The sequence below is a fragment of the Streptomyces sp. HP-A2021 genome (genome assembly GCF_022807935.1).
GTDB lineage: Bacteria > Actinomycetota > Actinomycetes > Streptomycetales > Streptomycetaceae > Streptomyces > Streptomyces afghaniensis.
Window position 1 is genome coordinate 5,874,465 of sequence record NZ_CP094344.1, and the last position, 11,803, is coordinate 5,886,267.

Annotated in this window: 13 protein-coding genes; 8 read left to right on the plus strand and 5 right to left on the minus strand. The window is 71.2% G+C overall.

What is annotated here, in order from left to right; translation table 11 throughout:
• Window positions 1-24: 24 nt before the first annotated feature.
• Window positions 25-1,563, minus strand: a complete 1,539-nt coding sequence (locus MQE23_RS26685; protein ID WP_020274211.1) for an oligopeptide:H+ symporter — start codon at window positions 1,561-1,563, stop codon at window positions 25-27.
• A 528-nt stretch (window positions 1,564-2,091) separates the two neighbouring features.
• On the opposite strand from MQE23_RS26685, the gene MQE23_RS26690 reads away from it, so the two are divergent.
• Both MQE23_RS26690 and MQE23_RS26695 read left to right on the plus strand, forming a co-directional pair.
• A complete protein-coding gene (locus MQE23_RS26690) occupies window positions 2,092-2,769 on the plus strand; it encodes a response regulator transcription factor (RefSeq protein WP_010034575.1) in 678 nt (225 codons plus the stop codon).
• Window positions 2,770-2,807: 38 nt separating this feature from the next.
• A complete protein-coding gene (locus MQE23_RS26695; protein ID WP_020274208.1) occupies window positions 2,808-4,085 on the plus strand; it encodes an ATP-binding protein in 1,278 nt (425 codons plus the stop codon).
• Window positions 4,086-4,104: 19 nt separating this feature from the next.
• On the opposite strand, the gene MQE23_RS26700 is transcribed toward MQE23_RS26695, so the two are convergent.
• Window positions 4,105-4,614: a GtrA family protein gene (locus MQE23_RS26700; RefSeq protein WP_020274207.1), complete on the minus strand. Its 510-nt coding sequence runs from the start codon at window positions 4,612-4,614 to the stop codon at window positions 4,105-4,107.
• 162 nt (window positions 4,615-4,776) lie between these two features.
• On the opposite strand from MQE23_RS26700, the gene MQE23_RS26705 reads away from it, so the two are divergent.
• The 3 genes from MQE23_RS26705 to MQE23_RS26715 are packed head-to-tail and all read left to right on the plus strand — an operon-like array spanning window position 4,777 to window position 7,624.
• Window positions 4,777-5,916, plus strand: coding sequence for a 5-(carboxyamino)imidazole ribonucleotide synthase (locus tag MQE23_RS26705; RefSeq protein WP_243380486.1), 1,140 nt, complete (start codon window positions 4,777-4,779; stop codon window positions 5,914-5,916).
• Between the two features lie 20 nt (window positions 5,917-5,936).
• Window positions 5,937-6,440, plus strand: coding sequence for a 5-(carboxyamino)imidazole ribonucleotide mutase (purE, locus tag MQE23_RS26710; protein WP_020274205.1), 504 nt, complete (start codon window positions 5,937-5,939; stop codon window positions 6,438-6,440).
• A gap of 5 nt (window positions 6,441-6,445) precedes the next feature.
• Window positions 6,446-7,624, plus strand: coding sequence for a dipeptidase (locus MQE23_RS26715; protein ID WP_243380487.1), 1,179 nt, complete (start codon window positions 6,446-6,448; stop codon window positions 7,622-7,624).
• Here MQE23_RS26715 and MQE23_RS26720 read toward each other — a convergent pair.
• A complete protein-coding gene (locus MQE23_RS26720; protein ID WP_020274488.1) occupies window positions 7,573-8,706 on the minus strand; it encodes an alkene reductase in 1,134 nt (377 codons plus the stop codon). The genes MQE23_RS26715 and MQE23_RS26720 overlap by 52 nt on opposite strands.
• A 53-nt stretch (window positions 8,707-8,759) precedes the next feature.
• Between MQE23_RS26720 and MQE23_RS26725 the strand changes: the two genes are divergently transcribed.
• Together MQE23_RS26725 and MQE23_RS26730 are read left to right on the plus strand one after the other, a co-directional pair.
• Window positions 8,760-9,119: a MerR family transcriptional regulator gene (locus tag MQE23_RS26725; RefSeq protein ID WP_020274489.1), complete on the plus strand. Its 360-nt coding sequence runs from the start codon at window positions 8,760-8,762 to the stop codon at window positions 9,117-9,119.
• A 112-nt stretch (window positions 9,120-9,231) separates the two neighbouring features.
• Window positions 9,232-10,374: a dipeptidase gene (locus tag MQE23_RS26730; RefSeq protein ID WP_020274490.1), complete on the plus strand. Its 1,143-nt coding sequence runs from the start codon at window positions 9,232-9,234 to the stop codon at window positions 10,372-10,374.
• 12 nt (window positions 10,375-10,386) lie between these two features.
• Here the strand turns inward: MQE23_RS26730 and MQE23_RS26735 are convergent, their stop codons facing one another.
• Entirely contained in the window at window positions 10,387-10,782 is a 396-nt protein-coding gene (locus tag MQE23_RS26735; protein ID WP_243380488.1) for a VOC family protein, read from the minus strand.
• Window positions 10,783-10,796: 14 nt separating this feature from the next.
• Window positions 10,797-11,168: a VOC family protein gene (locus MQE23_RS26740; RefSeq protein WP_020274492.1), complete on the minus strand. Its 372-nt coding sequence runs from the start codon at window positions 11,166-11,168 to the stop codon at window positions 10,797-10,799.
• Window positions 11,169-11,298: 130 nt separating this feature from the next.
• Here MQE23_RS26740 and MQE23_RS26745 point away from each other — a divergent pair, with 130 nt between their 5' ends.
• Complete coding sequence (locus MQE23_RS26745; protein WP_243380489.1) at window positions 11,299-11,802, plus strand: CGNR zinc finger domain-containing protein; 504 nt, start codon at window positions 11,299-11,301, stop codon at window positions 11,800-11,802.
• The last annotated feature ends 1 nt before the right edge of the window (window position 11,803 follow it).

Consider the following 11,803-nt stretch of genomic DNA (forward strand, 5'->3'; position numbering starts at 1 on the left):
TTCGTCAAGGTCGGACGGGACGGCTCAGTGGACGTCGCCCATCAGCGCCTTGACCTGCCTGCGGTACATGTACACCGCGACACCCGCCAGGGCGGCGAGGACCGCCTGCGCCGCGACCGCGCCCGTGCCGCTCAGGTCGACGCCGCCGACGGCCGGGTTGGAGAGCAGACCCGTCACCGAGTCGCCCGCCGTGACCGCGAGGAACCAGACGCCCATCATCTGGCTGGCGTACTTGGCCGGGGCCATCTTCGTGGTCACCGACAGGCCGACCGGCGAGAGGCACAGCTCACCGACGGTCTGGATCAGGTAGATGCCCACCAGCCACATCGGGCTGACCAGCGTGTCACCGCCGGCCATGCCCAGCGGCAGCAGGAAGAAGAAGAACGAGACACCGACGAAGAACAGCGCCGCGGCGAACTTGGCGACCGTGCTCGGCTCCTTGCCCTTGCGGTTCAGCCACAGCCAGAACCAGGCGAAGACCGGGGCCAGGGCCATGATGAACACCGGGTTCAGCGACTGGTACCAGGACGACGGGAAGTCGAAGCCGAGCAGCGAGCCGGAGGCCTTCGTCTCACCGAACGCCTGGACCGTGGAGCCGCCCTGGTCGTAGATCATCCAGAAGACGGCGGCAGCGACGAAGAACCAGATGTAGCCGGTCATCTTCGACTGCTCGACCGCGCTGAGCTCCTTGTCCCGCTTGATGCGGATCAGCACACCGGCCGGGATGATCAGGCCGATCACCGTGAGCGGGATCATCGCCCAGTTGAGGGTGAAGTGGCCGGTGAGGCCGACGACGCCGTAGAAGACCGCCGCGACGGCCAGCCAGAGCAGACCCTTGCGCAGCCAGGACGCGCGCTCCTCGGCCGCCAGCGGCTTGGGCACGAGGTTGCTCTGCGGGCTCAGGTTCCGGGTGCCGACGAGGAAGGCCACGAGACCGATGGCCATACCGACCGCGGCGAGGCCGAAGCCCAGGTGCCAGCTCACCTGCTGGCCGACCGTGCCGATGATCAGCGGCGCGAAGAAGGCACCCATGTTGATGCCCATGTAGAAGATCGTGAAGCCGCCGTCGCGGCGGGGGTCGTCCGGGCCGTCGTAGAGGTGGCCGACCATGGTGGAGATGTTGGCCTTGAGCAGGCCGGAGCCGAGTGCCACCAGGGCCAGACCGGCGAAGAAGGGTGCCTGGCCGCCGGGCAGGGCCAGCACGAGGTGGCCCGACATGATCGTGACGGCCGCGATGGTCACGGTCTTGCGCGGGCCCCAGACCCGGTCACCGAGCCAGCCGCCCGGCATGGCGAGCAGGTACACCATCGACAGGTAGACGGAGTAGATCGCCGTGGTGGTGGCGAGGTCCATCCCGAGCCCGCCGCCCACGCTGCCCTTCTTGGCGTCGGGCCCGCCGGAGAGCAGGTACACGACGAGCAGGGCCCGCATGCCGTAGAAGCTGAACCGCTCCCACATCTCGGTCATGAACAGAGTGGCCAGTCCGCGGGGGTGGCCGAAGAAGGTCTTCTCGGAGCCGGGGGTGCCCGGGCGGGCCGAGTCCTTCGTCAGGCTGGACGCCATGGTCGTTCCTTGCTGGTCGGGACGCGCTCCGCAGCAGCGGTGGTGCGCCCGGTGGGGGGCTGCGGCACCGGTGCGTACGGCCGTCCGCCCGCCGCCTACGGGCGTCCGCTCCGGGTCACGGAGCGGATGGGCGGTCGCCACCGGGATCCACGCCTCTACGCGCGTATCCGCACGACGAGGCCCGGCCACAGTTCGTTTCAGGTTCGGGCTGGCGGGCACCAGCCCGCACGCGAGTCCGCACACAAAAGAGACCTCCAGGGGCAAACAGCCTCCGAAGGTCGCCGTGGTGCTACAGGCGTTGATTCACCATACGGCAGGACACCGCCGCATATGGAAGGACTTGAGACACGGATCACAGGTGTTGGGGGAACCGTAAGCACTGTTTCCAAGGTCCTTACCAAGATGGCACCCCACAGGCAGAGGTTTGTACGCGTACCCGCAGAAAGTAAGAAACGGGTTTGCCGCGGGTAAGAATCAAGGCTTCCGGTCACACCCCAGCTCAGGGGCTTGCAGGTCTACCATCACCTCATGACCCGTGTACTGCTCGCCGAGGACGACGCGTCCATCTCGGAGCCTCTCGCCCGTGCTCTGCGCCGGGAGGGCTACGAGGTCGAGGTGCGTGAGGACGGACCCACCGCCCTCGACGCCGGAATGCAGGGTGGCGTCGACCTGGTCGTGCTCGACCTGGGTCTGCCCGGCATGGACGGTCTGGAGGTGGCCCGCCGTCTGCGCGGCGAAGGCCACAGCATCCCGATCCTCATCCTGACCGCCCGCGCCGACGAGGTGGACACCGTCGTCGGGCTCGACGCGGGCGCCGACGACTACGTCACCAAGCCGTTCCGGCTCGCCGAGCTGCTCGCCCGCGTCCGCGCCCTGCTGCGCCGCGGCGCCGCCGAGCCGCAGCAGCCGCCCGCCACCCACGGCGTGCGGATCGACGTCGAGTCGCACCGCGCCTGGATGGGCGAGGAGGAGCTCCAGCTCACCGCCAAGGAGTTCGACCTGCTGCGGGTGCTGGTGCGCGACGCGGGCCGGGTCGTCACCCGCGACCAGCTGATGCGCGAGGTCTGGGACACCACCTGGTGGTCGTCGACCAAGACCCTCGACATGCACATCTCCTGGCTGCGCAAGAAGCTCGGCGACGACGCGGCCAACCCCCGGTACATCGCCACGGTGCGCGGTGTGGGCTTCCGTTTCGAGAAGAGCTGAGCCGCGGGGCAGGCACGGGTAGGCACGGGTAACAGGACATGCGCCGCCGACTGATCCAGTCCACGCTCGCCGTGGTGCTCGTCGTGATCGCCGTCTTCGGCGTCTCCCTCGTCATCGTCGAGACCAGGACGATCAGCAACAGCGCCCAGGAGCGGGTGGAGTCCGAAGCGGTCCGGCTGGCCAGCATCGTCGACAGCCGGCTCTTCGGGGCGCAGCAGGTCGACGCGGACGTGCTGCGCGAGCAGGTCACCCAGAACCGCTACTACGCGGTGATCCGGATCCCCGGGGAAGCGCCCATCGAGGTCGGCTCCAAGCCGTCCGGTGACGTCATCAGCGCCACCGCGCCCGGCGAGGAGGGCGAGACGGTCACCGTCCAGGAGCCGCGCTCCTCGGTGACCCGCGAGGTCGGCCGCACCCTGCTGATCATCGCGCTCGTGGCGCTGCTCGCCGTGGTGGCCGCGGTGCTGCTGGCGGTCCGCCAGGCGAACCGACTGGCGTCGCCGCTGACCGACCTCGCGGAGACGGCCGAGCGGCTCGGCTCGGGCGACCCGCGCCCGCGGCACAAGCGGTACGGCGTGCCCGAGCTGGACCGGGTCGCGGACGTGCTGGACGGCTCGGCCGAGCGCATCGCGCGCATGCTCACCGCCGAGCGGCGGTTGGCCGCGGACGCCTCCCACCAGCTGCGGACGCCGCTCACCGCGCTGTCCATGCGGCTGGAGGAGATCACCCTCACCGACGACCCGGACACGGTGAAGGAGGAGGCGACGATCGCGCTGACCCAGGTCGAACGGCTCACGGACGTCGTCGAGCGGCTGCTGACCAACTCCCGCGATCCGCGTACCGGCTCCGCCGTGACCTTCGACCTCGACGAGGTCATCCAGCAGCAGCTCGCCGAGTGGCGCCCCGCCTACCGCAGCGCGGGCCGGGCGATCGTCAGCTCCGGCAAGCGGCACCTCGAGGCCGTGGGCACACCGGGAGCGGTCGCGCAGGTGCTGGCCGCGCTGATCGAGAACTCCCTGATGCACGGCGGCGGCACGGTGGCGCTGCGCACCCGCGTCACCGGCAACCAGGCCGTCATCGAGGTCACGGACGAGGGCCCCGGGGTCCCCGCCGATCTCGGCGCCCGCATCTTCGAGCGGGCCATCAGCGGCCGCAACTCCACGGGCATCGGCCTGGCCGTGGCCCGCGACCTGGCGGAAGCGGACGGCGGCCGCCTGGAGATGCTCCAGACCAAGCCTCCGGTGTTCGGCCTGTTCCTGTCCCGCACGCCCGTCCGGAAGTCCCTCGGCGGCGAGGACGAGCCGATGATCCGCTGACGCGCGGCGTGGAACGGGCCTACGGCACCCGCTGCCGGGCTGCCCGCGACCGCTTGGCCCGCTCGCCCTTCAGGATCGATTCCGCGTCCGCCACCGCCTCACGGACCGGAAGGGCGCGGAACACCCAGCTGCGGTACGACCAGAAGCGGAACAGAGTGGCGACCCCGATGCCGAGGAACTTGAAGATGTTGTTCTGCAGCGGGGTGTCCCAGCCGAAGCCGTACGTGGCCGCGTACAGGATGCCGTTCTCGATGACCAGCCCGATCGCGCTGAACAGCAGGAACAGGCTCATTTCCCGCGTACGGCGGCTCTTGTCGCGGTCGCGGTAGGTGAAGTAGCGGAAGCCGACGTAGTTGAAGATGATCGCCACGACGGTCGCGATGACGCTCGCGCGCACCACCTGGAGGTCGGTGACATGCCGTACCAGGTTGAACACGAGGAGGTTGACGAGTACCCCGGCACCGCCCACCGCGCCGAACTTGGCGACTTCGTGGACCAGCCGTCGGAGCCGCGAGGCACCATGTCCCATGGTCGTGCAGGCCCCCGTCCGTGGTCGGCGTCAACCCAGCCATGCTAACCACCCTCCAGCGCGATCTTCCTGCGGGCGGCGGTGGACGGCCGGAGATGGTCCGGGGAGGGCCGGGGTGGGACAGGAAACCGGCCACCCCGGCGCGGCCGATACCCTGGGGGCGTGACGTTCCCGGTAGTCGGCATGGTCGGCGGGGGCCAGCTCGCTCGTATGACACACGAGGCAGGCATCCCGCTGGGCATCAGGTTCAAGCTCCTCAGTGACACCCCGCAGGACTCAGCTGCGCAGGTCGTGAGCGATGTCGTCGTCGGCGACTATCGCGACCTGGAGACGCTGCGCGCCTTCGCACGCGGGTGCGATGTGATCACCTTCGATCACGAACACGTGCCCACCGAGCACCTCAGGGCCCTGGAGGCGGACGGCATCCCCGTGCGTCCCGGCCCCGACGCGCTCGTGCACGCCCAGGACAAGGGCGTGATGCGCGCGAAGCTCGACGCGATCGGCGTGCCCTGCCCCAGACACAGAATCGTTTCCGATCCGCAGGACGTGGCCGCCTTCGCGGCGGAGGGGGACGGCTTCCCCGTCGTTCTCAAGACCGTCCGCGGCGGCTACGACGGCAAGGGCGTGTGGGTCGTCGACTCCGTCGAGGAGGCCGCCGACCCGTTCAAGGCCGGCGTCCCCGTGCTCGCCGAGGAGAAGGTCGACTTCCTCCGCGAGCTCGCCGCCAACGTCGTACGCTCCCCGCACGGTCAGGCCGTCGCCTACCCGGTCGTCGAGTCCCGCCAGGTCAACGGCGTCTGCGACACGGTGATCGCCCCGGCCCCCGGCCTCGACGAGGCCCTCGCCCTGCGGGCCGAGGAGATGGCGCTGAACATCGCCAAGGAGCTCGGCGTCGTCGGGCACCTCGCCGTCGAGCTGTTCCAGACCCGCGACGGCCGCATCCTCGTCAACGAACTGGCGATGCGTCCGCACAACTCCGGCCACTGGTCCATGGACGGCGCCGTCACCAGCCAGTTCGCCAACCACGTCCGGGCGGTCCTGGACCTGCCCCTCGGCGACCCGCGCCCGCGCGCGACGTGGACGGTCATGGTCAACGTCCTCGGCGGCGACTACCCGGACATGTACTCCGCGTACCTGCACTGCATGGCCCGCGACCCGCAGCTCAAGATCCACATGTACGGCAAGGACGTGAAGCCCGGCCGCAAGGTCGGCCACGTCAACACCTACGGCGACGACCTGGACGACGCGCTGGAGCGCGCCCGTCACGCAGCCGGCTACCTGAGAGGCACCATCACCGAATGAGCCCTGTTGTTGGCATCGTCATGGGGTCGGACAGCGACTGGCCCGTCATGGAGGCCGCCGCCAAGGCCCTCGACGAGTTCGAGATCGCCTACGAGGTCGACGTCGTCTCCGCGCACCGCATGCCGCGCGAGATGGTCGCGTACGGCGAGCAGGCCGACGAACGCGGACTCAAGGTGATCATCGCCGGGGCCGGCGGCGCCGCCCACCTGCCCGGCATGCTCGCCTCCGTGACACCGCTGCCGGTCATCGGCGTGCCCGTGCCGCTGAAGTACCTCGACGGCATGGACAGCCTGTTGTCCATCGTGCAGATGCCGGCCGGTGTCCCGGTCGCCACGGTCTCCGTCGCCGGTGCCCGCAACGCCGGTCTGCTGGCGGCCCGCATCCTCGCCGCGCACGACGACGAACTGCGCGCCCGCATGCGCGACTTCCAGCAGGAGCTCAACGACCAGGCCACCGAGAAGGGCAAGCGCCTGCGCTCCAAGGTCGAGGGCTCGGGCGGCTTCGGCTTCGGCGCGGGGAAGTGACGACGATGACCTCCGTGGAGGCAGTCCGGGAACTCCTGAGCGAGTTCCCGGTCGTCGACGGGCACAACGACCTGCCCTGGGCGCTGCGCGAGCAGGTCCGCTACGACCTCGACGCCCGCGATCTCGCCGCCGACCAGAGCGCCCACCTGCACACCGACATCCCGCGGCTGCGCGCCGGCGGGGTCGGCGCGCAGTACTGGTCGGTGTACGTCCGCACGGACCTGCCCGACCCGGTCGCGGCCACGCTCGAACAGATCGACTGCGTACGGCAGTTGCTCGACCGCCACCCGAAGGACCTGCGGCCCGCGCTGACGGCCGCCGACATGGAGGCCGCACGCCGGGAGGGCCGGATCGCCTCCCTCATGGGCGCGGAGGGCGGCCACTCCATCGCCAACTCCCTGGGCACCCTGCGCGGTCTGTACGGGCTCGGCGTGCGCTACCTCACGCTCACCCACAACGACAACGTCGACTGGGCGGACTCCGCGACCGACGAGCCCAGGGCCGGCGGCCTCACCGCCTTCGGCCGTGAGGTCGTACGGGAGATGAACCGGCTCGGCATGCTCGTCGACCTCTCCCACGTGGCCGCGACGACCATGCGCGACGCGCTCGACGCGAGCTCCGCCCCGGTGATCTTCTCCCACTCCTCGGCCCGGGCCGTGTGCGACCACCCGCGCAACGTCCCGGACGACGTCCTGGAGCGGCTGCCCGGCAACGGCGGCATGGCGATGGTGACGTTCGTGCCGAAGTTCGTGCTCCAGGCCGCCGTCGACTGGACGGCCGAGGCCGACGAGAACATGCGCGCCCACGGCTTCCACCACCTCGACACCACCGCGGAGGCCATGAAGGTCCACCGCGCCTTCGAGGAGCGGCACCCGCGCCCGGTGGCGACGGTGGCGACGGTCGCCGATCACCTGGACCACATGCGCGAGGTCACCGGCATCGACCACCTCGGCATCGGCGGCGACTACGACGGCACGGCGTTCACCCCCGACGGCCTGGACGACGTCTCCGGCTACCCGAAACTGCTCGCGGAGCTGCTGGACCGCGGCTGGTCGAAGGCCGACCTGGCCAAGCTGACCTGGAAGAACGCGGTACGGGTGCTGGACGCGGCCGAGGACGTGGCACGCGGGCTTCAGGCCACGCGGTCGCCGTCGAACGCGACGATCGAGTCGCTCGACGGCTGAGCGTCGAGGGCGGGGTAGTCGGTGTAGCCGGTCGCCCCGCCCACGTACATGAAGTACCGGTCGCGCATCTCGTTCAACGGCGCCCGGAGCCGCAGCCGCGTCACCAGGTCGGGGTTGGCGAGGAAGGGCCGGCCGAGCGCGATCACGTCGGCCCCGGCGGCCAGCAGTTCCTCGGACGCCCGGAGCACACCGTCCGTGGAGATCTCCTTCAGGACCGGGTTGGCGACGATCACCCCGGGCCAGCCGGCGCGCACCTTGCGGAACACCGGCGTGTCCGGGTCGGCGTACCCCAGGTGCAGATACGCGAGCCCCAGCCCGCCGAGCCGCTCGGCGAGCGCGGGGTAGATCTCCTCCGTCTCGCCCTCCTCGATGCCGTTGACGGTGTTGCCGGGGGAGACCCTCAGACCCACCCGCTCCGCCCCGATCTCGGCGGCCACGGCCTCGGTCACCTCGGCGGTGAACCGGATCCGGGCGGCGACCGGTCCGCCGTAGCCGTCGGTGCGGAGGTTGGTGTTGCGGGCGAGGAACTGGTGGAGGAGATGGCCGTTGGCGGAGTGCACCTCCACGCCCTCGAACCCGGCGTCCAGCGCGTTGCGGGCGGCCTTCGCGAAGTCCGCGACGGTGGTGCGGATGTCCTCGGCGGTCATCTCCCGCGGTACCGGGGCCGGCAGGTGACCCTCCGGCGTGAAGATCGTCTCGGGGAGCGGGACGGGCGAGGGGGCGACCGGTGTCAGCCCGCTGGTCGCCGGGTGGCCGACCCGGCCGCCGTGCTGGAGCTGGAGGAACATCCGGCCGCCCGCCTCCCGCACGGCGTCCGTGACCTGCCGCCAGCCGGCCACGTGCGCCGGGCTGTGGACGGCGGTGATGTTCGGGTACGTCTGCCCGACCGCGTTCGGCGTCGCGGCCTCGGCGATGATCAGCCCGGCGGAGGCGCGCTGGGCGTAGTACGTGGCCATGAGCGCGGTCGGGGTGCCGTCGGCCCCGGCCCGGTTGCGGGTCAGGGGCGCCATCACCAGACGGTTGGGCAGGTCCAGCCCGGGGAGACGAGCCGGTTCGAAGAGTGCTGTCGTGTGCTGCGTCATGCCCGTACGCTAGAACCTGACACCCATGTCAGAATCAAGCCCGGGAGTGGGACGTGCGGATCGGTGAACTGGCCCGGCGCACCAATGTCAGCGAGCGGTCGCTGCGCTACTACGAGAAGCAGGGCATGCTCACCGCCGAGCGGACGCCCGGCGGACACCGGGAGTACCCGGAGGCGGCCGTGGACCGGGTCATCCGGATCCAGGAGCTGTTCGCCGCGGGGCTGTGCAGCGAGAAGATCGTCCAGCTGCTGCCGTGCATGCGGGACACGGACGGCGGGCCCTCGGTTCGCGCCACGCCCAACCTGGTCGCCGAGCTCACGGCCGAGCGTGCCCGCATCGACCGGATGATCGCCGACCTGATCCGCTCCCGGGACACCCTGGACGAGGTGATCGAGGCGGCCCGGGTGCCCTGAGAGCGTCGCCGCACGAGGTCCGGGCCGTACTCCGAACGCGCCGCCCACCAGGAACCCCTCAGCGCTCCGTGCGACGGTGACCGTACCTTACGAACGACCGCACGGAGCCGCCATGGCAGACCTCCAGGACGACCTGCGCCCCACAGCCGCGGCCGGCGAATTCGACGATCTGTCCCAGTCGTACCCCGACGAGGCCGCCATGGCGGCGGAGTCGGCGGAGCCCTATGAGCCCGTCTCCGATCCGGACGACGCACCGATGGCCCGGGCCCACGCCATCCTCGCCGTCCACCCCGTGGCCGACGGCTACAACGGACTGCCCTGGGCGCTCAAGCGCCTGTCCTGTTACGACCTGGAGGAGGGCGAGAGCACCGTCGACACGGACGTGCCCCGCCTGCGCCGCGGGCATGTGGGCGCGCTGTTCTGGTCGCTGCACCTGCCCGAGGGCCTGGACGGCGACCGGGCCGTCGGCGCCACCCTGGAGCAGCTGGACCTGGCCAAGACCATCGCCCGGACCTGCGACGAGGGGCTGCGTCCGGCCTCCACGGCGGGGCAGGTCGCGGACGCCCGCAACTGCGGCCGCGTCGCCGTGCTCCTCGGTCCCGCCGGGGCCTCGGCCGTGGGCGACTCGCTGGGCATCCTGCGCCAGCTGCACTTCCTCGGCCTGCGCGTGCTGACGCTGACCGGAGTGTCCTGGGCGAGCGAGGCGGGACTGACGCGGTTCGGCGAGGAGGTCGTGCGCGAGATGAACCGGATCGGCGTGATCGCGGACCTCTCCGGTGCCTCCGTGCCGACCGTCCGCCGGGTGCTGAGCCTGTCCCGGGCGCCCGTGCTGTTCAGCCGCTCCGCCGCCCGGGCGCTGCGCCCCCACCCGGTCAACCTCCCCGACGAGCTGCTGGCGGAGCTGGGCGCGGCCAAGGGGCTGTGCCTGGTGCCGCTGACCGCGGAGCAGACCGGCCCGACCGTCCGCGACGTCGCCGATCACCTCGACCACATCCGGGGCGTGGCCGGTGCGCAGTGCGTCGGACTGTCCGGCACGTACGACTCGGGTTCGGCCCACCCGCAGGAACTCGGCGACACCTCCTGCTATCCGCGACTGATCGCCGAGCTGCTGCGGCGCGGCTGGGACGAGGCCGACGTGGCCCTGCTGACCTGGGGCAACGTCCAGCGGGTGCTGTGCGGCGCCGACTTCACCGCCCGCGCCGCCCGGCAGCGGCGCGAGCCGTCGACGGCGACCATCTCCGAGCTGGACGGGTGACCGGCAGGTGACTCAGACGGTGTGCTCGATCCGGCACAGGCAGAACGGATGCCCCGCCGGGTCGGCGTACACCCGGAAGTCCTTCTTCTCGTAGTCCTCCCGGTCCAGCACCCGCGCCCCGAGCGCCAGCACCCGCTCCTCGGCCGCGTCGATCTCCTCCCAGGTCGACCCGCCGTCGAAGTCCAGGTGGAACTGCTGGGCGTTGCGGTCGGCCCGGGGCCACTCCGGCGGGGTGTATCCGGGTGAGCGCTGGAAGGCGAGCCGCGGCCCGTCGGGGATCCGCAGCACCACCCAGTCGGGGTTGTCGTCCTCGGGCGTGCCGCCCCCGACCTGCGCGTAGAAACGGGCCAGCTCGCGCGGGTCGGGGCAGTCGACGACGACGGAACGGAAACGTGCCACAGCAGGCATGGGGCCTCCGGGTGTCAGCAGGCGCAGAGGCAGAACGGGTGCCCGGCCGGATCGGCGTAAACCCGGAACGTCCGCGTCCGGTCCTCGGCGTCCAGCGGCTTCGCGCCGAGCGCCAGCACGCCCTTCTCGGCCGCGTCCAGGTCCTCCACGACCAGGTCGAGATGGAACTGCTGCGAGCCGTCGGGCGACGGCCACTTCGGCGGCACGTACCCGGGGGACTCCTGGAAGGCCAGTGCCGCTCCGCCCGGCACCTTCAGGTCGACCCACTCGCCCGAGTCGTCGGCCTCCACCGTGGGAGTGCCGCCGAGCACCTCGGCGTAGAAACCGGCCAGTGCGCGCGGGTCGGGACAGTCCAGGACGACGACATCCAGCTTGGCGAGAGCCATGGCTTCCTCCTTGAAGCGGCTGTTACCTTCGCGGGTTACCTTCATAGGTCGGGTAACCGGTAACCGTTACTGCATGCTCCCGCATTGGCGGTAACCTCGCAAGGGAAAACGCGAGAGGTACGGTCCAGCCATGACGGAGAGAGCGCCCGCGCCCGGCGGCCTGGCCCTGGTCGAGGCCCTGGTGAACACGCTGGACGTCGAGTCGGGTGCCGACTCGCTGGACACGGCGGAGGGCCGGGCACGCTTCGGGATCACGCGGGACGAGGCCGAGGACGCCCGCGCGCTGCGTGAGTCCCTGCGCGTGGTCCTGCTCGCCCACGCGGGCCACCCGCCGCACCGCGAGGTGATCCCGCTGGGCGACCTGCTGGCCGGGGCGCCGCTGCTGGTGGCGGTCGACGGGCGGGACGGCTCGGCGGCCCTCGCCCCGGCCGACGAGGGCCCCCTGCTCTCCCGTGTCGCCGCCGCCGTCGCCGAGGCCCTGGTCGCCGGCACCTGGACCCGGCTCAAGGCCTGCGAGGCGGCCGACTGCCTCTGGGCGTACTACGACCGCAGCCCGGCCGGCCGGGGCCGCTGGTGCTCGATGCAGGTGTGCGGGGCCCGGGCGAAGATGCGCCGGTACCGGGCGAAGGGCTGAC